The sequence below is a fragment of the Actinosynnema sp. NPDC037264 genome (assembly GCF_055603705.1).
Map to the genome: position 1 here is coordinate 118,279 of NZ_JBVJVK010000010.1, position 24,626 is coordinate 142,904.

Annotated in this window: 2 protein-coding genes; both read left to right on the forward strand. The window is 72.5% G+C overall.

Annotation, left to right across the window (positions count from 1 at the left end; all coding sequences use genetic code 11):
- Window positions 1-88: 88 nt before the first annotated feature.
- Window positions 89-4,717 (forward strand): type I polyketide synthase, encoded by a 4,629-nt coding sequence (locus ACZ7GX_RS14890; protein ID WP_498776763.1) that lies wholly within the window; start codon window positions 89-91, stop codon window positions 4,715-4,717.
- A gap of 32 nt (window positions 4,718-4,749) precedes the next feature.
- Window positions 4,750-24,624 (forward strand): SDR family NAD(P)-dependent oxidoreductase, encoded by a 19,875-nt coding sequence (locus ACZ7GX_RS14895; protein WP_498776765.1) that lies wholly within the window; start codon window positions 4,750-4,752, stop codon window positions 24,622-24,624.
- Window positions 24,625-24,626: the final 2 nt, after the last annotated feature.

Sequence of the window (24,626 nt, forward strand, 5' to 3'; positions counted from 1 at the left end):
GAGGACGCCGACTACGAGGCGGCCACCGACGAGGAGCTGTTCGCGGCTCTGGACCGCGAGTTCGGCGCGTAGTCCGCACGGAGATTGGGTGAATGAGGCGATGGGCGACGACGACAGGCTCCGGGACTACCTCCAGCGCGCGACGACCGAGCTGCGGCAGGCGAAGCGGCAGCTGCGCGAGGCGGACGAGCGACGGCACGAGCCGATCGCGATCGTCGCCGCGAGCTGCCGCTTCCCGGGCGGGGTGCGCACGCCGGAGCAGTTGTGGGAGCTGGTGGAGGGCGGGGTCGACGCGATCTCGCCGTTCCCGACCGACCGCGGTTGGGACGCCGACGCGCTGTACCACCCGGAGCCCGCGACGCCGGGCCGCACCTACGTGACCCGGGGCGGGTTCCTGCACGACGCGGCGGAGTTCGACGCGGACTTCTTCCGCATCAGCCCCCGGGACGCGCGGGACACCGACCCGCAGCAGCGGCTGCTGCTGGAGACCGCGTGGGAGGCGGTCGAACGGGCCGGCATCGACGCCACCGCGTTGCGCGGCACGGCGACCGGCGTGTTCACCGGCGTCGTCTACCACGACTACGCCATCGGCGCCGGTCCCGGCGGCCTGGCCAGCGTCGCCTCGGGCCGGTTGGCCTACTTCCTGGACCTGGTCGGCCCGGCCGTCACGGTCGACACGGCGTGCTCGTCGTCCCTGGTCGCCCTGCACTGGGCGGTCCAGGCGCTGCGCTCCGGCGAGTGCTCGATGGCTTTGGTGGGCGGTGCGACCGTGATGCCCGGCCCGGAGTCGTTCGTCGGCTTCAGCCAGGACAACGGGCTGGCGCCGGACGGTCGGTGCAAGTCGTTCGCCGACGCCGCCGACGGCACCGCCTGGGGCGAGGGCGTGGGCGTGCTGCTGCTGGAACGGCTGTCGCAGGCCCGCCGCGAGGGGCACCCGGTGCTCGCCGTCGTGCGCGGCACCGCGATCAACTCCGACGGCGCGAGCAACGGGCTCACCGCGCCCAACGGCCCGGCCCAGCAACGCCTCATCCGCGCCGCGCTCGCCGACGCGCAGGTGCCCGCCGACCAGGTGGACCTCGTCGAGGCGCACGGCACCGGCACCACGTTGGGCGACCCGATCGAGGCCGTGGCGCTGCTGGAGACCTACGGCCGGGGCCGGCCCGCGGACCGGCCGCTGTGGCTGGGGTCGATCAAGTCGAACGTCGGGCACACCCAGGCCGCCGCGGGTGTCGGCGGCGTGATCAAGGTGGTGGAGGCGATCCGGCGCGGCGTGCTGCCGCGCACCCTGCACGTGGACGCGCCGTCGTCCAATGTGGACTGGTCGCGCGGTGCGGTGCGGCTGCTCACCGACCAGGCGCCGTGGCCGGACCACGGCTACCCGCGGCGCGCGGGCGTGTCCGCGTTCGGGCTCAGCGGCACCAACGCCCACGTGATCATCGAGGAGCCGCCCGCCGAGGAGCCTGCCGCGGACCGGGCCGACCGGGCGCCGGGCGCGGTGCCGCTGCTGCTGTCGGCCCGCACGGCGGCGGCGCTGCCGGCGCAGGCCGCGGCGTTGCGCGACCACGTGCTGCGCGACCCGGCGGTGGACGTGGCCGACCTGGCGTTCTCCCTCGCGACCACGCGGGCCGCGCTGGACCACCGGGCCGCGGTGGTGGCCGAGGACGTGCCGGGGCTCCTGCGCGGCCTGACCGCGTTGGCCGAGGGCTCCGCCGCACCCGCCGGGGTGTCCACGGCCCACGCCAGGCCCGGTGGCCGCACGGCGTTCCTGTTCACCGGCCAGGGCGCGCAGCGGCTGGGCATGGGGCGCGGGCTGCACGCCGCGTTCCCGGTGTTCGCCGCCGCCCTGGACGAGGTGCTGGCCGAGCTCGACCCCGTGCTGCGGGACGTGGTGTGGGGCGAGGACGTCGGGCGGCTCGACCGCACCGAGTTCGCCCAGCCGGCGCTGTTCGCGTTCCAGGTGGCGTTGTTCCGGCTGGTCGAGTCGTGGGGCGTGCGGCCGGACCTGCTCGCGGGCCACTCGGTGGGCGAGCTGGCCGCCGCCCACGTGAGCGGTGTGCTGTCGCTGCGTGACGCGGCGGCGCTGGTCACCGCACGCGGCCGGCTCATGCAGGCGCTGCCGAGCACCGGCGCGATGCTCGCGGTGGAGGCGACCGAGGACGAGGTCGTGCCGCTGCTGGACGGCCGCGTCGACGTGGCCGCGGTCAACGGACCGACCGCGGTGGTCGTCTCCGGCGAGGAGGAGGTGGTCGACGCCGTCGACGCCCACTTCACCGCGCTCGGCCGCCGGACCAGGCGGCTGCGCGTGTCGCACGCGTTCCACTCGCCGCTGATGGAGCCGGTGCTCGCCGACTTCGCCGAGGTCGCCCGCGGCCTGGACTACCGGGCGCCGTCGATCCCGATCGTCTCCACCGTCACCGGGGAACCGGTCGGCGCGCGGGACCTGGCGGCCGACTACTGGGTGCGGCACGTCCGTGACGCGGTCCGCTTCCGCGACGGCGTCCGCCGGCTGCACGCCGAGGGCGTCACGACTTTCCTGGAGCTGGGGCCCGCTGCCGTGTTGTCCGCGATGGGGCCTGACTGCGTCGAGGACGGCGACGCGGTGTTCCTGCCGACCGTGCGGGCCGACGGGGCGGAGCGGCACGACGTGTTCGCCGCGCTGGCCCACGCCCACGGGCTCGGCGTCACCGTCGACTGGGCCGGCGTGTTCGCGGGGTGGGACGTGCGCCGCGTCGACCTGCCCACCTACGCCTTCCAGCGCCGCCGCTACTGGCGGGACGTGCCCGTGCCCGCGGTGGACCCGGCGGACGCCCTGCGCTACCGCGTCGAGTGGCAGCCCGTGACGCCGCCGTCCGCGCGGCTCGACGGCACCTGGCTGGTCGCCCACCCCGCCGGGGACGACCCGCGCCTCGACGCGGTGCTCGCCGGGCTCGCCGACGCCGGCACCCTGGTGCTGCCGGTCGAGGTGAGCGGCGCCGACCGGGCCGGACTGGTGACCGCGCTGGCCGCCGCGCCCGAACCCGACGGCGTGCTGTCGCTGCTGGCGTTCGACCGCACCGAGGAGCGTGCCGTGCTGTCCCGCGGCCTCGTGGACAACGTCGTGCTCGCCCAAGCGCTCGGCGACGCCGGCATCACCGCGCCGCTGTGGTGCGCGACCGCCGGCGCGGTCGCCGTCGGGACCGGGGAGCCGGTCGACGCGCGGCAGAGCGCGACGTGGGGCCTGGGCATCGGCCTCGCCCTGGAGCAGCCGACCACCTGGGGTGGCCTGGTCGACCTCCCGCCGCACGTGGACGCGCAGGTCGTCGAGCGGCTGGGCGCGGTGCTGGCCGACGATCGCGGCGAGCACGAGGTGGCGATCCGACCGGGCGGCGTCTTCGCGCGCCGCCTCGTCCGCGGGTCCGGCGGCACGCCCGACGAACCGTGGCGGGCCCGCGGCACCGTGCTGGTCACCGGCGGCACCGGCGGCCTGGGCGCCCACGTGGCGCGGTGGCTCGCCGACCACGGCGCCGAGCACGTCGTGCTCACCAGCCGCCGCGGCCGGGCCGCCGACGGCGCGGCCGACCTGGAAGCCGACCTCGTCGCGCGCGGCGTCGAGGTGACGATCGCCGCGTGCGACGTGACCGACCGCGAGGCCGTGCGCGGGCTGCTCGCCGGCCTGCCCGGCCTGACCGCCGTGGTCCACGCCGCCGGCGCGTCCCAACCGCTGGCCCCGCTCACCGAGCTGGACGCGGCCGGGTTCGCCCGGGTCGGCGCGGCGAAGATCGCCGGCGCCGCGCACCTCGACGCCCTGCTGGCCGACCGGCCGCTGGACGCGTTCGTGCTGTTCTCCTCCGGGTCGGCGGTGTGGGGCAGCGCGGCGCAGGCCGCCTACTGCAGCGCCAACGCCTACCTGGACGGCCTCGCCGCCGACCGCCGGGCGCGCGGCCTCACCGCTACCGCCGTCGGCTGGGGCTCCTGGGACGGCGGCATGGTGGACGACGAGATCGCCGCGACCATGCGGCGGATCGGCGCGCCGGCGATGCCGCCCGGCCTCGCCCTGCGGGCGTTGCGGCGGGTGCTGGAGACCGGCGACGCGGCGCCGGTCGTGGCCGACTTCGACTGGGCCCGCTTCACCTCCGTCTACACCTCCGCCCGACCGAGGCCATTGCTGGCCGCCCTACCCGAGGCCGCGGCCGTCCTCGCCGACTCGTCGCCCGAGCAGGGTGAACCCGCGCTGGCCGCCCGCCTGGCCGCCCTGCCCGCCGCCGAACGGGCGGGCGCCGTGCTCGGCGCGGTGCGCGAGCAGGTCGCCGCGATCCTCGGTCACGACGACCCGACCGAGGTGGACCAGGCGCGCACGTTCACCGACCTGGGGTTCGACTCGGTCGCCGCGGTGGACCTCAGGGCGCGGCTGAACGCGGTCACCGGCCGCAGCCTGCCCAGCACCCTGGTCTTCGACCACGTCACCCCCGCCGCGCTCGCCGACCACCTGCACTCGGTGCTCGGTGACGGCGAGGCGGAGCCGCCGTCCGCGCTCACCGAGCTGGAACGGCTGGAACGGGCCGCCGCCGGCCTGTCCGCCGCCGAGATCACCCGCCTGGGCCTGGTGGCGCGCCTCCAGGCGCTGGCGGGCCGGCTCGGCGAGGTCGGCGGGTCCGCGGCCGACGTCGAGGACCGCCTCCGCGCCGCGTCGGCCGACGACCTCTTCACCTTCATCGACACCGAGCTCGGAATCTCCTGACCCCGGGCAGGGGCACGAAATCAAAGGACGCCGTGAACACGATGGCTAACGACGACAAGCTCCTGGAGTACCTCAAGCGCGTCACCGCCGACCTGCACCAGACCAAGCGGAGGTTGCGGGAAGTCGAGAGCGCCGAGCCGGAGCCGATCGCGATCGTGGCCATGGCCTGCCGCTATCCCGGTGGCGTGTCCTCGCCCGAGGACCTGTGGCGGCTCGTCGACGACGGCGTCGACGCCCTCACCCCGTTCCCGGCCGACCGCGGCTGGGACCTGGGCGAGCTGGTGGGCGGCACCGCGGACGGCACCGGCGCGAGCTACGTCCACGTCGGCGGTTTCGTGCCCGACGCGGGCCACTTCGACCCCGGCTTCTTCGGCATGAGCCCGCGCGAGGCCCTCGTCACCGACCCCCAGCAGCGGCTCATGCTGCACGCGTCGTGGGAGGCGTTCGAACGGGCCGGCATCAACCCGGAGGAGGTGCGCGGCGCGCCGGTCGGCGTGTTCGTCGGCTCCGGGTTGCAGGACTACTCGGCGCTGCTCGACGGCTCACCGGAACTCGCCGAGGCCTACCTGGGCACGGCCAGCGTGGGCGCGGTGATCTCCGGCCGGGTCGCCTACGCGCTCGGCCTGGAAGGGCCCGCCGTCACGGTGGACACCGCGTGCTCGTCGTCGCTGGTCGCGATGCACGTGGCGAGCCAGGCGCTGCGGTCCGGCGAGTGCTCGATGGCGCTCGCGGGCGGCGTGATGGTGATGTCGACGCCCGGCGCGTTCGTCGCGTTCAGCAAGCAGGGCGGCCTGTCGCGCGACGGCCGGTGCAAGTCGTTCGCGGGCGCGGCCGACGGCACCGGCTGGGGCGAGGGCGTCGGCGTGCTGCTGCTGGAGAAGCTGTCCGACGCGCGGCGCAACGGTCACCCGGTGCTGGCCGTGCTGCGGGGCACGGCGGTGAACCAGGACGGCGCGTCCAACGGCCTGACCGCCCCGAACGGTCCGTCCCAGCGCCAGGTGATCCGGCAGGCCCTGGCCAACGCCCGGCTGTCCGCCGCGGACGTCGACGTGGTCGAGGGCCACGGCACCGGCACGACGTTGGGCGACCCGATCGAGGCCCAGGCGTTGCTGGAGACGTACGGGCGTGACCGGGACGCGCCGTTGTGGTTGGGGTCGATCAAGTCGAACATCGGTCACACGCAGGCCGCCGCCGGTGTCGCCGGTGTGATCAAGATGGTCGAGGCGATCCGGCACGGCGTGATGCCGCGGACCCTGCACGTGGACGAGCCGTCGCCGCACGTGGACTGGTCCGCCGGCGACGTGCGGTTGTTGACCGAGGCCAGGGAGTGGGTTGCCGAGGGTCGGCCGCGTCGGGCCGGTGTGTCGTCGTTCGGGATCAGCGGCACGAACGCGCACGTGATCATCGAGCAGGCGCCGGAGGAGGAGGCCGGGCTCGCGACGGCAGAGCTGCCGGTCGTGCCGCTGCTGGTGTCGGGGAACGACGCGGCGTCGCTCGCCGCGCAGGCCGAGCGGCTTCGCGCGTGGTGGTCGGCCAACCCCGCCGCTCGACCGACGGATGTCGCGTTCTCGCTGGCCACGGGCCGTGCGCCGTTGACGCACCGGGCGGTGGTGGTCGGTCGGGACCGGGACGAGTTGGTGCGCGGTTTGGCGGATGTCGTGCCGGTGGTGGCGCGGGCTGGTGGTGAGACGGCGTTCTTGTTCACTGGTCAGGGTTCGCAGCGGTTGGGGATGGGCCGTGAGCTGTCGGTCGTGTTCCCGGTGTTCGCGCGGGTGTTCGACGAGGTGTTGGCCGGGTTCGACCCGGTGTTGCGGGAGGTGGTGTGGGGCGAGGACGCAGAGCGGCTGGAGCGGACCGAGTTCACGCAGCCTGCGTTGTTCGCCTTTGAGGTGGCGTTGTTCCGCCTGTTGGAGTCGTGGGGTGTGCGGCCGGATCGGGTGGCTGGGCATTCGATCGGTGAGATCGCGGCGGCTCACGTTGCCGGGGTGTTGTCGCTGTCGGACGCGTGTCGGTTGGTGTCGGCGCGGGCGAGTCTGATGCAGGCGTTGCCCGAGGGCGGCGCGATGGTGGCGATCAAGGCTGCCGAGGCCGAGGTGGTGCCGTTGTTGACCGGCGGTGTGGGCGTCGCGGCGGTGAACGGCGCGGACTCGGTCGTGGTTTCCGGGGTCGAGGCCGAGGTGCTGGCGGTGGCCGCGAAGTTCGAGCGGTCGAAGCGGCTTTCGGTGTCGCACGCGTTCCACTCGGTGTTGATGGACCCGATGTTGGACGACTTCCGCGTGGTGGTGCGGGAGTTGGGCTTCCGGGAGCCGACCATCCCGATCGCTACGGCCGGTGATGTGACGGATCCGGAGTACTGGGTTCGGCACGTCCGGGACGCGGTGCGGTTCCACGACTCCGTGACGCAGTTGCAGGGCGCAGGTGTCGCGAGGTTCGTCGAGGTCGGGCCCGATGGCGTGCTGAGCGCGCTGGTCGAGGGCGCGATCGCGGTGCAGCGCAAGGGACGCGATGAAGCGGTCACGCTGGTGGCGGGCCTGGGCCGGTTCCACGGCACGGGCGGCGCGGTCGACTGGCGGGCGTTCTTCGACGGCCGCGGCACGCGGGTCGACCTGCCGACCTACGCGTTCCAGAGCGAGCGGTACTGGCTCGACGTGAAGCCGGGCTTCGGCGACCTCTCCTCGGCGGGCCTCGACCCGGCTGACCACCCGTTGCTGGGCGCGGTCGTCGTCCTCGCGGACTCCGACGGCGTGGTGCTGACCGGGCGGCTGTCCGCTTCGGCGCAGCCGTGGTTGGCCGATCACGTCGTCGGCGGCTCGATCGTGTTCCCCGGCACGGGTTTCGTGGAGTTGGCGATCCGGGCGGGTGACCAGGTCGGTTGCGGTGTGGTCGAGGAGTTGACGCTCACCGCGCCGCTGGTGCTGCCCGAACGCGGCGGCGCGCAGGTGCGGGTCGTGGTCGGCGCGGTGGGGGAGTCCGCGAGCCGTTCGGTGGACGTGTACGCGCGCCCGCAGGGCGCTCCCGCCGACGTGCGGTGGACCCACCACGCCACCGGTCTCCTGCGTGCCGGGGCCGTCGGTGACGGCGAGTCGTTGAGCGAGTGGCCTCCGGTCGGCGCGGAACCCGTGGCCGTGGACGGGGCGTACTCGCACTTCACGGAGGCGGGCCTGGAGTACGGGCCGGTGTTCCAGGGGTTGCGGTCGGCGTGGCAGCTGGGTGACGACGTGTTCGCCGAGGTCGCGCTGCCGGACGGGGTGGACGGCGGGTCGTTCGGGCTGCACCCGGCGTTGCTGGACGCGTGCCTGCACGTCGGGTCGTTCACCGGGTTGTTCGGTGAGCGCGCGGTGCTGCCGTTCTCGTGGTCCGGGGTGTCGTTGTTCGCGGCCGGGGCGTCGCGGGTGCGGGTGCGGTTGTCGCCGGTGGGCGAGGGCGCGGTGGCGCTGGCCGTGGCGGACGCCGGTGGCGCTCCGGTCGCGTCGGTGGCGTCGCTGGTGCTGCGGCCGGTCGACGTGAAGCAGGTCGGGGCCGCCGCGGCCGGGACGTTCGAGTCGTTGTTCCGGGTGGAGTGGTCCCCGGTGTCGGCGTCTCCGGTGTCGGCGGACGTCGTGGTGTTGGAGGCCGGCGCACCCGGTGCCGGCCCTGCCGGCGTGCGGGCTGAGGTGTCGCGGGTCCTGGGTGAGGTGCAGGACTGGTTGGCGCGGGGTGATGGCTCGTCGTTGGTCGTGGTGACGCGGGGTGCGGTCGCGTTCGGTGAGGTCACGGATCTTGCCGGTGCCGCGGTGTGGGGTCTGGTGCGGTCGGCGCAGTCGGAGAACCCGGGTCGGATCGTCCTGGTGGACACCGACGCCGAGGTGGACCCGGCCGTGGTGCTCGGTGCCGGTGAGCCGCAGCTGGTGGTGCGTGACGGGGCGTTGTTCGGGGCCAGGTTGGCGCGGGTGACCGAGTCCGGGTCCGAGGCGCGGTTCTCGGGTCGGGTGTTGGTGACGGGTGCGACGGGTTCGCTCGGTCGGTTGGTGGCTCGGCACTTGGTCGCCGCGCATGGTGTGACCGACTTGGTGTTGACGAGTCGGCGTGGGATGGATGCGCCGGGTGCTCGTGAGCTGGTGGCCGAGTTGGCTGGGGCTGGCGCCGAGGTCGAGTTCGTGGCCTGCGACGTGGCTGATCGGGAGGCGTTGGCCGGGTTGTTGGCCGGGCGCCCCGTCGATGGTGTGGTGCATGTCGCCGGTGTGTTGGACGATGGTGTGATCGGGTCGTTGACGCCTGGGCGGGTTGACGGGGTGTTGCGTCCGAAGGTGGATGCGGCGTGGAACCTGCACGAGCTCGTGGGTGATGTGTCGGCGTTTGTGTTGTTCTCGTCGGCGTCTGGGGTGTTGGGTGCGCCGGGTCAGGGGAACTACGCGTCGGCGAACGCGTATCTGGACGCGTTGGCGGCGTATCGGCGGGCGAACGGGATGGCGGCGCAGTCACTGGCCTGGGGCCTGTGGGCGGCCGAGGACGCCGGGATGTCCGGCCGGCTGACGGACGCCGACCGCTCCCGGGTGGTCGGTGCCGGTGTGTTGCCGCTGGCCGCCGAACAAGGGCTCGCGCTCCTCGACGCCGCGATCGGCACGGGTGAGGCCGCGGTGATCCCCGCGTCGTTCGACCTGGGCGCGATCCGGGCGCGTGGCGAGCTGATGCCCGAGCTGTTCCGCGGCTTGGTGAAGGTGGCGCGGCGGCGTCGTGCCGGCACCGGGAGCGAGCCCGCCCAGTTGCGCCGGGTGCTCGCCGCGCTGCCCGAGGACGAGTGGGAGGCCGCGCTCCTCGACCTGGTGCTGAACCAGGTCGTGTCCGTGCTCGGGTTCACCTCCGCGGCGGCGGTCGACCCGGAGCGGGCGTTCAACGACCTGGGCTTCGACTCGTTGTCGGCGGTGGAGTTCCGCAACGGCCTGAGCACCGCGGTCGGCGTGCGGCTGCCCGCGACCCTGGTGTTCGACCACCCCACGCCGCAAGCGCTTGCGCGTCACCTGGTGGCCGAGGTGTCCGGTCTCGGTGACGACGCGGCGGCGGTCGCGACCACGACCGTCACCGACGAGCCGATCGCCATCGTCGGGATGGCCTGCCGCTACCCCGGTGGCGTGTCCTCGCCCGAGGACCTGTGGCGGCTGGTGGCCGACGGCGTGGACGCGGTGTCGCCGTTCCCGACCAACCGGGGCTGGGACGTCGACAAGCTGTACGACCCGACGGGCGAGCGGCCCAACACCAGCTACACCCGTGAAGGCGGGTTCCTGCACGACGCCGACGAGTTCGACCCGGCGTTCTTCGGGATCAGCCCCAACGAAGCCGTGATCATGGACCCGCAGCAGCGGTTGCTGCTGGAGGCGTCGTGGGAGGCGTTCGAGCGGGCGGGTATCGACCCGGTGTCGTTGCGGGGCAGTGACACCGGTGTGTTCGCCGGGATGATGTACCACGACTACGCCGCCAACAGCAGCACCGGCGCCATCGCGTCCGGGCGGGTGTCGTACGTGTTCGGGCTCGAAGGCCCGGCGGTCACGGTGGACACGGCGTGCTCGTCGTCGTTGGTGGCGTTGCACTTGGCGAGCCAGGCGCTGCGATCGGGCGAGTGCTCGCTGGCGCTCGTCGGTGGGGTGGCCGTGATGGCGACGCCCGAGGTGTTCGTGGAGTTCAGCCGTCAGCGCGGGTTGTCGCTGGACGGTCGGTGCCGGTCGTTCGCGGCCACCAACAACGGGACGTCCTGGGGAGAAGGCGTCGGCATGCTGCTGGTGGAGCGGCTGTCGGACGCCCGCCGCAACGGTCACCCGGTGCTGGCCGTGGTCCGCGGCACGGCGGTGAACCAGGACGGCGCGTCCAACGGCCTGACCGCACCGAACGGTCCGTCTCAGCGTCGGGTGATCCGGCAAGCGTTGGCGAATGCCGGTCTGACGGCCGCTGATGTGGATGCGGTGGAGGCGCACGGCACGGGTACGACGTTGGGTGATCCGATCGAGGCTCAGGCGTTGTTGGAGACGTATGGGCGTGATCGTGAGGTGCCGTTGTGGTTGGGGTCGATCAAGTCGAACATCGGTCACACGCAGGCGGCTGCGGGTGTTGCCGGGATCATCAAGATGGTCATGGCGATGCGGCACGGTGTGATGCCGCCGACCTTGCACGTTGACGAGCCGTCTCCGCACGTGGACTGGTCGGCGGGGAACGTGCGGTTGTTGACCGAGACTCGGGAGTGGGTTGCCGAGGGTCGGCCGCGTCGGGCCGGTGTGTCGTCGTTCGGGATCAGCGGCACGAACGCGCACGTGATCGTCGAAGGTGTGGCCGCGGAGTCGGTCGACGAGAGCGATGCGGGCCTGCCGGTGGTGCCTTGGGTGTTGACCGGTCGCTCGGCTGAGGCGGTGCGTGCTCAGGCTGTGCGGTTGGCTTCCGTGGACGCTGACGTCCGGCCTGTTGATGTCGCGGTGTCGTTGGCCGGTCGTTCGGTGTTCGAGCACCGGGCGGTGGTGGTCGGTCGGGACCGGGACGAGTTGGTGCGCGGTCTGGCGGATGTCGTGCCGGTGGTGGCGCGGGCTGGTGGTGAGACGGCGTTCTTGTTCACTGGTCAGGGTTCGCAGCGGTTGGGGATGGGCCGTGAGCTGTCGGTCGTGTTCCCGGTGTTCGCGCGGGTCTTCGACGAGGTGTTGGCCGGGTTCGACCCGGTGTTGCGGGAGGTGGTGTGGGGCGAGGACGCAGAGCGGCTGGAGCGGACCGAGTTCACGCAGCCTGCGCTGTTCGCGTTCGAGGTGGCGCTTTACCGGCTGTTGGAGTCGTGGGGTGTGCGGCCGGATCGGGTTGCTGGTCATTCGATCGGTGAGATCGCAGCGGCTCACGTTGCCGGGGTGCTGTCCTTGGCGGACGCCTGTCGCTTGGTGTCGGCGCGTGCGCGTTTGATGCAGGAGTTGCCCGAAGGTGGGGCGATGGTGGCGATCAAGGCCGCCGAGGCCGAGGTGCTGCCGCTGTTGACGTCCGGAGTGGGCATTGCGGCGGTCAACGGGCCGGATTCGGTCGTGGTTTCGGGTGTCGAGGCTGAGGTGCTGGCGGTGGCCGCGAGGTTCGAGCGGTCGAAGCGGCTTTCGGTGTCGCACGCGTTCCACTCGGTGTTGATGGACCCGATGTTGGACGACTTCCGCGCGGTGGTGCGGGAGTTGAGCTTCCAGGCACCGAGCATCCCGATCGCCACGGTCGGTGACGTGACGGATCCGGAGTACTGGGTTCGGCACGTGCGGGACGCGGTGCGGTTCCACGATGCCGTGACGCGGCTGCGTGACGAGGGCGTGGCGCGGTTTGTCGAGGTCGGGCCGGACGGTGTGTTGAGCGCGCTGGTCGATGGTGCGATTCCGTTGCAGCGCAAGGGGCAGGACGAAGCGCTGACGCTGGTCAAGCGCCTCGGCCAGTGGTACGCCACCGGTGGGTCCGTCGACTGGCGGTCGTTCTTCGGTGGTCGTGGGCGGCGGGTCGACCTGCCGACCTACGCGTTCCAGCGCGAGCGGTACTGGATCGACTCGCTCGACTACTGGCGTGAGGCGTGGGCGGGCGCGACCCTCGGTGCGGGCGACGTCGTGTCCGCCGGGTTGGACGTGCCGGAGCACCCGTTGCTCGGCGCGGTCGTGGTGGCGCCGGACACCGATGGCGCGGTGCTCACCGGCCGGTTGTCGGTGCGGGCTCAGCCGTGGCTGGCCGATCACGCGGTCGGTGGCGCGGTCGTCTTCCCCGGCACCGGGTTCGCGGAGTTGGCGATCCGGGCCGGTGACGAGGTCGGCTGCGGCGCGCTCGACGAGCTGGTGCTCACCGCGCCGCTCGTGCTGCCCGACGAGGACCGGGACCAGGGCGTTCAGCTGCGCGTGATCGCGGGCGCGCCCGACCGGACCGGTCGGCGCACGGTGACCGTCCACTCGCGCCCGGAGCGCGGGGACGGCCTGCCCTGGGTGCTGCACGCGGAGGGCGTGTTGTCGTCGGGGACGCCGGTCGCGGGGTTCGACCTGCGGCAGTGGCCGCCGGCCGGCGCGGAGCCGCTGGACGTCGCCGGGCACTACGACGTGCTGGCCGAGGCGGGCCTGGAGTACGGGCCGGTGTTCCAGGGGTTGCGGTCGGCGTGGCGGCTGGGCGACGACGTGTTCGCCGAGGTGGCGCTGCCGGACGACGTCGACGGCTCGGCTTTCGGGGTGCACCCCGCTTTGCTGGACGCGTGCCTGCACGCTTCCTCGTTCACCGGGGCGTTGGGTGAGCAGGCCATGTTGCCGTTCACGTGGTCCGGCGTGTCGTTGTTCGCGGCCGGGGCGTCGCGGGTGCGGGTGCGGTTGTCGCCGCTGGGCGAGGGCGCGGTGGCGCTGGACGTCGCGGACGCCGACGGCAACCCGGTCGCGTCCGTGCGTGAACTGGCGCTGCGCCCGGTGTCGACCGGTCAGTCGGCTTCGCCGTCCGCGCAGTCGTTGTTCCGGGTGGAGTGGTCGCCGGTGTCGGGGACTCCCGTCTCGGCGGACGCTGTGGTGCTGGAGGCCGGTGCGCCGGGTGCGGACGCTGCGGGAGTGCGGGCAGAGGTGTCAAGGGTGCTGGGTGAGATCCAGGACTGGTTGGCACTTGGTGACGGTTCGTCGCTCGTCGTGGTGACGCGGGGTGCGGTGGCGTTCGGTGAGGTCACGGATCTGGCCGGTGCCGCGGTGTGGGGCTTGGTGCGCTCGGCTCAGTCGGAGAACCCCGACCGGATCGTTCTGGTGGACACCGACGCCGAACTCGACATGGCCGCTGTCCTCGGCACCGGTGAGCCGCAGGTCGTTGTGCGGGACGGCGTGATGCACGGCGCCCGGTTGGTTCGGGTGACCGAGTCCGGGCCTGAGGTGCGGTTCTCGGGTCGGGTGTTGGTGACGGGTGCGACGGGTTCGCTCGGTCGGTTGGTGGCCCGGCACCTCGTGACCTCGCATGGTGTGACTGACTTGGTGTTGACGAGTCGGCGCGGGATGGACGCGCCTGGGGCGTCCGAGTTGGTCGCGGAGTTGGCTGAGGCTGGGGCCGAGGTCGAGCTGGTGGCCTGTGACGTGGCCGATCGTGAGGCGTTGGCGGGGCTGTTGGCCGGGCGTCCGGTCGGTGGTGTGGTCCACGTTGCGGGTGTTCTGGACGATGGTGTGATCGGGTCGTTGACGCCTGAGCGGGTTGACGGGGTGTTGCGTCCGAAGGTGGACGCGGCGTGGAACCTGCACGAGTTGGTCGGCGATGTGTCGGCGTTTGTGTTGTTCTCGTCGGCGTCTGGGGTGTTGGGTGCGCCGGGTCAGGGGAATTACGCGGCGGCGAACGCGTATCTGGACGCGTTGGCGGCGTATCGGCGGACGAACGGATTGGCGGCGCACTCGCTGGCCTGGGGCCTGTGGGCCGACGAAGCGGGCATGGGCGGCGAGCTGAGCGAAGCCGACGTGCAGCGGATGCGGCGGTCCGGTGTGCTCGCGCTGTCGGCCGGCGAGGGGCTCGCGCTGCTCGACGCCTCGCTGGCACTCGACCTGCCTGCCTTGGTGCCGATCCACGTCGACATGTCCGGCGCGACCGCGACCGAGGTGCCCCACATGCTCCACGGGTTGCTGCGCCGCCCGGCACGGCGTGCGGCGGCGTCCGGTGGTTCGTCGGTGTGGCGTGAGCGGTTGGCGGGGTTGGCGCAGGAGCAGCGGCTCGCGGTGTTGGTGGAGTTGGTGCGGGCGCAGGCGGCTGCGACCTTGGGTCACGCGGGTCCGGAGGCGATCGATCCGGAGCAGGCGTTCAACGATCTCGGTTTCGACTCGTTGTCGGCGGTGGAGTTCCGCAACGGCCTGAGCACGGCGCTGGACATGCGGCTGTCGGCGACGCTCGCGTTCGACTACCCGACGCCGTTCGCGCTGGCCGAGCACTTGCTGGGCGAGGTCACCGGTGAGGGCGAGCGGGCGCGGGCGGTCGTGGCGACGACGTCGGTGACCGACGAGCCGATCGCGATCGTGGGCATGGCCTGCCGGTACCCCGGTGGTGTCAGCACGCCCGAGGACCTGTGGCGGCTCGTCGCGGACGGTGTCGACGCCATCGGCGAGTTCCCGACCGATCGCGGTTGGGACGTCGAGCGGCTGTTCGACCCGACCGGTCAGCGGCAGGACACCAGCTACACGCGTGAGGGCGGCTTCCTGTACAGGGCTGCGGAGTTCGACCCGGCGTTCTTCGGGATCAGCCCGAACGAGGCGTTGGTGATGGACCCGCAGCAGCGGTTGTTGCTGGAGACGTCCTGGGAGGCGTTCGAGCGGGCGGGGATCGATCCGGTTTCCCTGCGGGGCAGCGATACCGGCGTTTTCGCCGGGATGATGTACCACGACTACGAAGCGAACAACAACACCGGCGCGATGGCGTCCGGTCGCGTCGCTTACACCTTGGGGCTGGAAGGGCCTGCGGTGACGGTGGACACGGCGTGTTCGTCGTCGTTGGTGGCGTTGCACTTGGCGAGCCAGGCGCTGCGGTCGGGCGAGTGCTCGTTGGCCTTGGCGGGCGGCGTGACCGTCATGGCGACCGCGGACACGTTCGTGGAGTTCAGCCGTCAGCGCGGGCTGTCGCCGGACGGCCGGTGCCGGTCGTTCGCGGGTTCGGCGGACGGCACCGGGTGGGGTGAAGGCGTCGGGATGCTGCTGGTGGAGCGGTTGTCGGACGCGCGCCGCAACGGCCACCGGGTGTTGGCGGTCGTCCGTGGCACGGCGATCAACCAGGACGGCGCTTCGAACGGCTTCACGGCCCCCAATGGTCCGTCTCAGCGTCGAGTGATCCGGCAGGCCTTGGCGAACGCCGGTTTGACGGCCGCTGATGTGGATGCGGTGGAGGCGCACGGCACGGGTACGACGTTGGGTGATCCGATCGAGGCTCAGGCGTTGTTGGAGACGTATGGGCGTGATCGTGAGGTGCCGTTGTGGTTGGGGTCGATCAAGTCGAACATCGGTCACACGCAGGCGGCTGCGGGTGTTGCCGGGATCATCAAGATGGTCATGGCGATGCGGCACGGTGTGATGCCGCCGACCTTGCACGTTGACGAGCCGTCTCCGCACGTGGACTGGTCGGCGGGGAACGTGCAGCTGTTGACGGAGGCTCGGGAGTGGCCGTCGAACGGGCATCCTCGTCGGGCCGGTATCTCGTCGTTCGGGATCAGCGGCACCAATGCGCACGTGATCATCGAGCAGTGGCGCGACGAGCGCCGGGAGCCCGTGGGCGACGACTTGCCGGTGGTGCCGTGGGTGTTGTCGGGTCGTTCGGCTGAGGCGGTGCGTGCTCAGGCTGTGCGGTTGGCGTCGTTCGTGGGCGCTGATGTCCGGCCGGTGGACGTCGGCTTGTCGTTGGCTGGTCGTTCGGTGTTCGAGCACCGGGCGGTGGTGGTCGGTCGGGATCGGGACGAGTTGGTGCGTGGTCTGGCGGATGTCGTGCCGGTGGTGGCGCGTTCCGGTGGTGGGACGGCGTTCTTGTTCACGGGGCAGGGTTCGCAGCGGCTCGGGATGGGTCGTGAGTTGTCGGTGGCGTTCCCGGTGTTCGCGGGTGCGTTCAGCGAGGTGTTGGCCGGGTTCGACCAGGCGCTGCGGGAGGTGGTGTGGGGTGAGGACGCTGAGCGTCTGAGCCGCACGGAGTTCACGCAGCCTGCGCTGTTCGCGTTTGAGGTTGCGCTTTACCGGTTGTTGGAGTCGTGGGGTGTTCGGCCGGACTTCTTGGCTGGTCATTCGATCGGTGAGATCGCGGCGGCTCACGTCGCGGGCGTGCTGTCGTTGCCTGATGCGTGTCGGTTGGTGTCGGCGCGGGCGAGTCTGATGCAGGCGTTGCCCGAGGGTGGCGCGATGGTGGCGGTCAAGGCTGCCGAGGCCGAGGTGCTGCCGTTGTTGACGGCCGGAGTGGGCATCGCGGCGGTCAACGGGCCGAATTCCGTTGTCGTATCGGGCGACGAGGTCGAGGTGTTGGCGGTCGCGGCCCGGTTCGAGCGGTCGAAGCGGCTTTCGGTGTCGCACGCGTTCCACTCGGTCCTCATGGACCCGATGCTGGACGACTTCCGGGCTGTGGTGGGGGAGTTGAGCTTCCGGGAGCCGAGGATCCCGATGGTCACGTCAGGTGATGTGACCGACCCGGACTACTGGGTGCGGCACGTGCGCGAGGCGGTGCGCTTCCACGACGCCGTGACGCGGTTGCAGGACGCGGGCGTCAGCAGGTTCGTCGAGGTGGGGCCGGACGGTGTGCTCAGCGCACTGGTGGACGACGGCATCGCCTTGCAGCGCAGGGAACGTGATGAGGCCGTGACGCTGGTCGCGGCTGTCGGGCGGTTCTCCACGGCGGGTGGAACGGTCGATTGGCGGGCGTTCTTCAGCGGCCGTGGTCGGCAGGTCGACCTGCCGACCTACGCGTTCCAGCGCGAGCGGTACTGGCTGCGCGAGCAGCGGTCCGGCGTTGACGCGGCGTCCATGGGCCTCGGGCAGGTCGAGCACCCGTTGCTCTCGGCGGTCGTGCCGTCGCCCGCGTCCGACGGCGTGGTGCTGACCGGCAGGCTGTCGGTCGACGCGCTGCCGTGGCTGGCGGATCACGACGTGTTCGGCAGCGTGCTGCTGCCCGGGACGGCGTTCGTGGAGCTCGCGGTCGAAGCGGGTGACGAGGTGGGGTGCGGCACGCTCGAAGAGCTGATGCTGACCGCGCCCCTGGTGCTGCCGACGACCGGTGGTGTGGCGGTGCAGGTGGTCGTGGACGCGCCGGACGGCGCCGGGCGACGCGCGGTCTCGGTGTACTCGCGGGCGGGCGGCTCGGACGCCCCGTGGGCGCTGCACGCCGAAGGTGTGCTCTCGGCGCGGACCCCGGCTCCTGCGTTCGACCTGGGGCAGTGGCCGCCGGCGGGTGCGGAGCCGGTGGACGTCGACGGCCTCTACGACGCGTTGGCCGACGCGGGACTGAACTACGGGCCGGTGTTCCAAGGGCTGAAGTCCGCCTGGCGGCACGGCGACGACGTGTTCGCCGACGTGGCCCTGCCGGAGGACGTGGACGGCTCGGCGTTCGGGATCCACCCCGCGCTGCTGGACTCGTGCCTGCACGCGATCGGTCTCGCCGGTCGGGGCGGTGGGCGGACCGTGCTCCCGTTCTCCTGGTCCGGGGTCACGCTGCACGCCGTCGCGGCGGGTCGGGTGCGCGTCCGGATCAGCCCGGCCGGCGAGGGCGCGGTGACGTTGCAGCTCGCGGACACCGATGGCGCGCCGGTCGCGTCGGTGGAGTCGTTGGCATTGCGCCCGGTGTCGGCGGACCAGCTGGCTTCGTCGGCCGCGGAGTCGTTGTTCCGGGTGGAGTGGTCCCCGGTGTCGACGTCTCCGGTATCGACGTCCCTGGTGTCGGTGGATGCCGTGGTGCTGGAGGCCGGTGCGCCGGGGGCTGACGCTGCGGGGGTGCGGGCTGAGGTGGCGCGGGTCCTGGCCGAGGTGCAGGACTGGTTGGCGCGGGGCGACGACTCGTCGTTGGTCGTCGTGACCCGAGGTGCGGTGGCGTTCGGTGACGTTACGGATCTGGCCGGTGCCGCGGTGTGGGGTCTGGTGCGGTCCGCGCAGTCGGAGAACCCGGGTCGGATCGTCCTGGTGGACACCGACGCCGATCTCGACGCGGCCGCCGTCCTCGGCACCGGCGAGCCGCAGGTGGTCGTGCGTGACGGCGTCATGCACGGTGCCCGGTTGGCGCGGGTGGCGGAAGCCGGGTCCGAGGCGCGGTTCTCGGGTCGCGTCCTGGTGACGGGTGCGACGGGTTCGCTCGGCAAGCTCGTCGCCCGGCACCTGGTCACCGCGCACGGTGTGACCGAGCTGCTGTTGACGAGTCGACGCGGCCTGGCTGCCCCGGGGGCACCCGAGCTGGTGGCCGAGTTGGCCGAGGCCGGCGCCGAGGTCGAGCTGGTGGCCTGCGACGTGGCTGACCGGGAGGCACTGGCCGGGCTGCTGGCCGGGCGTCCCGTCGATGGCGTCGTGCATGTCGCCGGTGTGTTGGACGACGGGGTGATCGCGTCGTTGACGCCCGAGCGCGTGGACGGGGTGTTGCGCCCGAAGGTGGACGCGGCCTGGAACCTGCACGAGCTCGTGGGTGACGTGTCGGCGTTCGTGCTGTTCTCCTCGGCCGCGGGCGTGTTCGGCAACCCCGGTCAGGCCAGTTACGCGGCGGGCAACGCGTACCTGGACGCGTTGGCGGCCCACCGCCAGGCGAACGGGCTGGCGGCGCAGTCGCTCGCCTGGGGCCTGTGGGCGGACGAGGCCGGCATGGGCGGTGCGGCGGAGGTCGAGCGGATCCGGCGGACCGGTGTGCTCGCCCTGTCCGCGGCACGTGGTCTGGCGTTGTTCGACGCCGGAACCGCCGTGGACGCGCCCGCGCTGGTGGTGATCGACCTCGACCTGTCCGGCGCCGGTGACGACGTGCCGCCGTTGCTGCGCGGCCTGGTTCGTCGCCGTGCCCGCCGAGTGGCCGGCGGTTCGTCGGTGTGGCGTGAGCGGTTGGCGGGGTTGGCGCAGGAGCAGCGGCTCCCGGTGTTGGTGGAGTTGGTCCGGACGCAGGCCGCGGCGACCTTGGGGCACGCGGGTCCGGAGGCGATCGACCCGGAGCAGGCGTTCAACGACCTGGGCTTCGACTCGTTGTCGGCGGTCGAGTTCCGCAACGGCTTGAGCGCCGCGGTGGACATGGTGCTGCCCGCGACCCTGGTCTTCGACTACCCGACGCCGTTCGCGCTGGCGGAGCACCTGCTCGGCGAGATGTCCGGCACGGGTGAGCGCGCGCGGGCGGTCGTGGCGACGACGTCGGTGACGGACGAGCCGATCGCGATCGTCGGCATGGCCTGCCGCTACCCGGGCGGTGTGTCGTCGCCGGAGGACCTGTGGCGGTTGGTGGCGGACGGTGTGGACGCGGTGGGCGGGTTCCCGACGGATCGTGGTTGGGACGTCGACGGCGTGTACGACCCGGAGCCCGGTGTCACGGGCAAGACGTACACCCGTGAGGGTGGCTTCCTGTACGGGGCGGCGGAGTTCGACCCGGCGTTCTTCGGGATCAGCCCGAACGAGGCGTTGGTGATGGATCCGCAGCAGCGGTTGTTGCTGGAGGCGTCGTGGGAGGCGGTCGAACGGGCGGGTATCGACCCGGTTTCCTTGCGGGGCAGCGATACCGGTGTGTTCGCGGGGATGATGTACCACGACTACCCGGCCAACAACAGCACGGGCGCGGTCGCCTCCGGCCGCGTCTCCTACACGCTGGGGCTGGAAGGGCCCGCGGTCACGGTGGACACGGCGTGCTCGTCGTCGCTGGTGGCGCTGCACTGGGCCGTCCAGGCGCTGCGGTCCGGTGAGTCTTCGCTCGCCCTCGTCGGCGGTGTGGCCGTGATGGCGACGCCCGAGGTGTTCGTGGAGTTCAGCCGTCAGCGCGGGCTGTCGCCGGACGGTCGGTGCAAGTCGTTCGCCGGTGCGGCGGACGGCACCGGCTGGGCCGAAGGCGTCGGCGTGCTGCTCGTCGAGCGGCTGTCGGACGCCCGCCGCAACGGGCACCGCGTGCTGGCGGTCGTCCGTGGCACCGCGATCAACCAGGACGGCGCGTCGAACGGGTTCACCGCCCCGAACGGCCCGTCCCAGCGCCGGGTGATCCGGCAGGCGTTGGCGAACGCCGGGCTGACGACCGCCGACGTCGACTTGGTGGAGGCGCACGGCACCGGCACGACGCTGGGTGACCCGATCGAGGCGCAGGCGTTGTTGGCCACCTACGGTCAGGACCGCGCCGAGGACGCGCCGTTGTGGTTGGGGTCGATCAAGTCGAACATCGGTCACACGCAGGCCGCGGCCGGTGTCGCCGGGATCATCAAGATGGTCGAGGCCATCCGGAATGGCGTGATGCCGAAGACGCTGCACGTTGACGAGCCTTCGCCGCACGTGGACTGGGCGGCGGGCAACGTGCGGTTGCTGACCGAGGCGCGGGAGTGGCCGTCGAACGGGCACCCGCGTCGGGCCGGGATCTCGTCGTTCGGGATCAGCGGCACGAACGCGCACGTGATCGTCGAGGAACCGGTGGCGGTGGACGCGGGCGACACCGGTGTCGAGCTGCCGGTGGTGCCGTGGGTGCTGTCGGGTCGTTCGGCCGAGGCGGTGCGTGCTCAGGCCGCCCGGTTGGCGTCGTTCGTGGGCGCTGATGTCCGGCCGGTGGACGTCGGCTTGTCGTTGGCTGGTCGTTCGGTGTTCGAGCACCGGGCGGTGGTGGTCGGTCGGGATCGGGACGAGTTGGTGCGTGGTCTGGCGGATGTCGTGCCGGTGGTGGCGCGTTCCGGTGGTGGGACGGCGTTCTTGTTCACGGGGCAGGGTTCGCAGCGGCTCGGGATGGGTCGTGAGTTGTCGGTGGCGTTCCCGGTGTTCGCGGGTGCGTTCTCTGAGGTGCTCGCGGGCTTCGACCCGGTGTTGCGGGAGGTGATGTGGGGTGAGGACGCGGGGCGGTTGGACTGCACGGAGTTCACGCAGCCTGCGTTGTTCGCGTTTGAGGTTGCGCTCTACCGCTTGTTGGAGTCGTGGGGCGTTCGACCGGACATGCTCGCAGGGCACTCGATCGGTGAGATCGCCGCCGCCCACGTGGCCGGGGTGTTGTCCCTGACGGACGCGTGCCGGTTGGTGTCGGCGCGGGCGAGCCTCATGCAGGCGTTGCCCGAGGGCGGCGCGATGGTGGCGATCAAGGCCACCGAAGCGGATGTGGTGCCGTTGTTGACGGAGGGCGTGGGCATCGCGGCGGTGAACGGGCCGGATTCCGTGGTCGTCTCGGGTGTCGAAGCCGAGGTGCTGGCAGTGGCCGCGAAGTTCGAGCGGTCGAAGCGGTTGTCGGTGTCGCACGCGTTCCACTCGGTCCTCATGGACCCGATGTTGGACGAGTTCCGCGCCGTCGTGGGCGAGCTGACGTTCCGCGCACCGGCCATCCCGATCGCCACGACCGGCGACGTGACCGATCCCGAGTACTGGGTCCGGCACGTCCGCGACGCGGTGCGCTTCCACGACGCCGTGACACAACTGCGGGGTCGGGGCGTGAGCAGGATGGTCGAGGTCGGGCCGGACGGCGTGCTCAGCGCGCTGGTCGAGGACGGCATCGCCTTGCAGCGCAGGGGACGTGACGAGGCGGTCACCCTGGTCACCGGCCTGGGCCGGCTGCACACCGCCGGTGGGGCGGTCGACTGGTCGGCGTTCTTCAGGGGCAGCAACGCCCGCAAGGTGGACCTGCCGACCTACGCGTTCCAGCGCGAGCGGTACTGGCTGGACACGGTGGACTACCTGGCCGAGTCCTGGATCGCCGACGAGATCGGCAACGTGAAGTCGGCCGGACTGGTGGTGTCCGAGCACCCGCTGCTGGGTGCGGTGATCGAGTCGCCCGACTCCGAACGGGTGGTGTTGACGGGGCGGCTCGGCGTCGACCGGCAGCCCTGGCTGGCGGATCACGAAGTGCACGGCACGGTGCTGCTGCCCGGCACGGCCTTCGTGGAACTCGCCGTCCGGGCCGGTGACCACGTCGGGTGCGGTGTGTTGGAGGAGATGACGCTGACCGCGCCGTTGGTGCTGCCGGCGAACGGCGGAGTCGCGTTGCAGGTCGTGGTGGACGCGCCGGACGGCGCCGGCCGGCGTGCCGTGTCGGTGTACTCGCGTCCCGAAGAGGCCGACGTGCCGTGGGTGCTGCACGCGGTGGGCGAGCTGGCCGAGGAGGACGTCACGCCGGCGTTCGACCTGGCGCAGTGGCCGCCGGCCGGCGCGCGGCTGGTCGACCTCGACGGCGCGTACGAGCAGCTGGCCGATCAGGGCTACGGCTACGGGCCGGTGTTCCGAGGGCTCAAGGCGGCCTGGAAGGTCGGGGACGACGTGTACGCCGAGGTCGCGTTGCCGGACGGCGCGGACGCCGCGCGGTTCGGCCTGCACCCGGCGCTGCTCGACTCGGCGCTGCACGCGCTCCGGATGGCGGCCGGTGACGGTGACGACAGCGGGACCGCGCCGCCCGCGATGCTGCCGTTCTCCTGGTCCGGGGTGTCGTTGTTCGCGGCCGGGGCGTCGCGGCTGCGGGTCCGGTTGGCCCCGGTGGGCGAGGGCGCGGTCGCGCTGCTGGTCGCGGACGGCACGGGTGCGCCGGTCGCCCGGGTCGGCACGCTGGCGATGCGTCCCGTGTCGGCCGAACAGCTCGCGGCCGGTGCGGGGACGTACGAGTCGCTGTTCCGGCTGGAGTGGGCTCCGGTCACGGCGTCGGGGCCGGTGGTCGCGGACGCCGTCGTGCTGGAGGCCGGCGCGGCGGGTGCGGACCCGGCGGGGGTGCGGGCCGAGGTGTCCCGCGTCCTGGCCGAGGTGCAGGACTGGCTGGCGCGGGGCGACGGCTCCTCGCTCGTCGTGGTGACGCGGGGTGCGGTGGCGTTCGGCGAGGTCACGGACCTCGCCGGCGCCGCGGTCTGGGGCCTGGTGCGGTCGGCCCAGTCGGAGAACCCGGGTCGGGTCGTCTTGGTGGACACCGACGCCGATCTCGACCTGCCGGCCGTCCTCGGGACCGGTGAGCCGCAGGTGGTCGTTCGTGACGGCGTCATGCACGCGGCCCGGTTGGCGCGGGTCTCCCGTGGGTCGGAGTCAGACGGCCAGGCGTTCTCGGGTCGGGTCCTGGTGACGGGCGCGACGGGTTCGCTCGGCAAGCTCGTCGCCCGGCACCTGGTCACCGCGCACGGCGTCACCGAGCTGCTGTTGACGAGTCGGCGCGGCCTGGACGCGCCGGGCGCGCACGACCTCGTGGCCGAGTTGGCGGAGGCCGGGGCCAAGGCGGAACTGGTGGCCTGCGACGTCGCCGACCGGGAGGCCTTGGCGGAGCTGGTGGCCGCCTACCCGGTGGACGGCGTGGTGCACGTCGCGGGCGTCCTCGACGACGGTGTGATCGCCTCGTTGACGCCCGAACGGGTGGACGGGGTGCTGCGCCCGAAGGTCGACGCCGCGTGGAACCTGCACGAGGTGGTCGGGGACGTGTCGGCGTTCGTGCTGTTCTCCTCGGCCGCGGGTGTCTTCGGCAACCCCGGTCAGGGCAGCTACGCGGCGGGCAACGCCTACCTGGACGCGTTGGCGGCCCACCGCCGGGCCAACGGCCGGGTGGCGCACTCGTTGGCGTGGGGCCTCTGGGCCGACGACTCCGGCATGACCGGTCAAGCCGACGTGCAGCGGATGCGGCGGTCGGGCGTGCACGCCCTGTCGACCGACGACGGCCTGGCGCTGTTCGACACCGCCGTGTCGCTCGACCTCCCGGCGCTGGTGCCGATCGGGTTGGACCTGTCCGGCGCCGGTGGGGACGACGTGCCGCCGCTGCTGCGCGGCCTGGTTCGTCGCCGTGCCCGCCGGGTGACCGGTGACGCGGCGGGGTCCGGGTGGCGGGACCGGCTGACAGGCCTGAACGACGACGGCGAGCGGCTCGCGGTGTTGGTGGAGCTGGTGCGGACGCAGGCCGCGGCGACCCTGGGCCACGCGGGTCCGGAGGCGATCGACCCGGAGCAGGCGTTCAACGACCTGGGCTTCGACTCGTTGTCGGCGGTCGAGTTCCGCAACGGCCTGAGCGCCGCGGCGGACCTGCGGCTCCCGGCGACGCTGGTGTTCGACTACCCCACGCCGCGGGCGCTGGCGGAGTTCCTGCGCGCCGAGCTGGCGCCCGAGGCCGCCGACGAGGCGCGGGCGCACGAGGAGCAGGTCCGGCGCATCCTGCAAGCCATCCCGCTCACCCGGCTGCGCGACGCGGGGCTGCTCGACAGCCTGCTCGAACTGGGCGGGGCGGGCGATCGGCAGGTCCAGGCCGGTCCGGGGGCGGCCGCAGACTCGATCGACGAGATGGACACGGAAAGCCTCATCAGCATGGCGTTCGAGGGCATCGACCTCGACGACGCGACTCAGGGAGCGTGAAC